Origin of the sequence: Actinoplanes sp. NPDC051633, from assembly GCF_040681735.1 — a bacterium.
GTDB lineage: Bacteria > Actinomycetota > Actinomycetes > Mycobacteriales > Micromonosporaceae > Actinoplanes.
The window spans coordinates 1-2,026 of sequence record NZ_JBFAZH010001306.1 but is presented as its reverse complement, the minus strand read 5'-3'; the positions used below and the strand labels follow the sequence as shown (position 1 = coordinate 2,026).

2 protein-coding genes and 1 pseudogene are annotated in these 2,026 nt (G+C 66.8%); all 3 read right to left on the bottom strand.

Going from position 1 to position 2,026, the window contains the following annotated elements; translation table 11 throughout:
* Positions 1 to 38 precede the first annotated feature (38 nt).
* Positions 39 to 857, bottom strand: coding sequence for a carbohydrate ABC transporter permease (locus AB0M20_RS40380; protein WP_364306454.1), 819 nt, complete (start codon positions 855 to 857; stop codon positions 39 to 41).
* On the bottom strand, positions 857 to 1,804 hold the full coding sequence (locus AB0M20_RS40375) for a sugar ABC transporter permease (protein ID WP_364306452.1): 948 nt from the start codon (positions 1,802 to 1,804) through the stop codon (positions 857 to 859). The genes AB0M20_RS40380 and AB0M20_RS40375 overlap by 1 nt, the downstream gene beginning before the upstream one ends.
* Position 1,805: 1 nt before the next feature.
* Positions 1,806 to 2,026: pseudogene (locus AB0M20_RS40370) on the bottom strand (ABC transporter substrate-binding protein); the annotation flags it as partial.

Here is a 2,026-nt window from a genome sequence, read left to right as displayed (position 1 = left end):
GGCCGGCGGCACCGCGGCGCAGGCGACGCCGGAGGAGATCAGCCTTTCAGCCCGGTGAAGCTCATCGTGGCGATGAACCTCTTCTGCGCGAAGAGGAACGCCAGGATCAGCGGCATCGTGCTGATCACGTTGCCGGCCATCAGCTGCGACCACTCGGTGCGCCGGGTGCCCTGGAAGCTGGTGAGGCCGACCTGCAGGGTGAACCGGCTGTCGTCGCTGATCGCGATCAGCGGCCACAGCAGGTCGTTCCAGCTGGACAGCAGGGTGAAGATGGCCAGCGTGGCCAGCGCCGGGCGGGCCAGTGGCAGCACCACGCTGCGGAAGGTGCGGAACACGCTCGCACCGTCCAATGTGGCCGCCTCCTCGAGCTCCAGCGGCAGGCCCATGAAGAACTGCCGCATGAGGAAGATGCCGAAGGCCGAGGCGAGCCACGGCACGAAGGCCGCCGCCAGCGTGTCCACGATCCCGAGCCGGGTGAACATGATGTAGGTCGGGATCATCAGCAGCTGGATCGGGATCATCACGGTCGCCAGGATGAGCACGAAGGCCAGGCCGCGGCCGGCGAACTTGAGGCGGGCGAATCCGTACCCCGCCAGCGAGCAGAGCACGAGATGCCCGATCACGCTGATCGCCGAGACGAGGACGGTGTTGGCGAACCACTGAAGGATCTTGGTGTCGGTCAGCACCGTCCGGAAGCCCTCGAGGTTGATCGAGGTCGGGATCAGCTGGGGCGGGAACTTGTTGATCTCCGCGTTGGTCATCACCGAGGTCAGGAGCATCTGCACCAGGGGCAGCACGAAGATCAGCGCGAGCGGCATCAACAGCAGATGCCAGGGGCTGAACGGCAGGCGGCGCATCAGAAGCCCTCCTGTCCGCTGCGCCGGCTGTACCACAGCACGCCGAGCGAGAGGATCATGGTGACCGCGAACAGGAGGTACGCCGCCGCCGCGCCGTAGCCGAGCCGCTGGGTCTGGAAGGCGAGCTCGTAGATGTAGTACACGACGGTCTGCGTGCTGTTCAGCGGGCCGCCCCGGGTGGTCGTGTAGATCAGGTCGAACATCTGCATCGCGGTGATCGTCTGCCAGATCACGGTGAACACGGTTACCGGCTTCAGCTCCGGCATCGTCACGTGCCGGAACACTCGCCAGCTGTTCGCGCCGTCGATCCGCGCCGCCTCGACGAGCTCCTTCGGGATGTCCTGCAGAGCGGCCAGGTAGATCACCGAGGTGAACCCGACCTCGCCCCAGAGCGCGATCAGGGCGATCACGTACATCGCCTGATTCGGGTTCTCCAGGAACTGCTGCGTGGGGATGCCGAAGAACCGGAAGATCTCGTTGGCGGCGCCGAACTGCGGGTTGAAGATGAAGCCCGCCAGGATGCCGGTCGCCGCCGCCGAGGCCACGTACGGGACGAAGATGCAGGTGCGGTAGAAGCCGATCAGCCGGATCTTCTGGTTGAGCGCGATCGCGATGAGAATGCCCAGAACGATGGACGACGGCACGAACAGGACGGTCAGCAGCAGCGTGTGCTTGGCCGCCGCCGCCATGTCCGGGTCGCTCGCGAGCCGCTCGTAGTTCTGCCAGCCGACCATCGTCGCCGGTGCGATGCCGTTCCACTTCGCCCGCGAGATGAAGAACGCCCAGATCGCCGGGAAGAGCGACAGCCCGACCACGATGACCGTGGCGGGTCCCGCGAACGCCCAGCCGGTCAGGTGCCGGCGCCCCCGCCCCCGCGGGCCCACCTGCCGGTGGCCGGCCGGCTGTGGTGGGTGGGCCCGCGGGTCCGCGGCGAAGGTCAGCGCCATGTCATTCCCCCACGGCGTCGGCGGACTTCTTGGCCGCCTCGTCGAGAGCTTCCTTCGGCTTGGCCGCGTTCTGCAGGACCTTGGAGACCGCATCGCCGACGTTGCGGGACAGGACCTCGTAGCCGGCGATCGTCGGGCGTGCCTTCTTGACGTTGGCGAAGATGTCGAAGAACTTCTGACCGCCGGGGAACTCCTCGACGTAGGCCGTGAACTCCGCCGAGT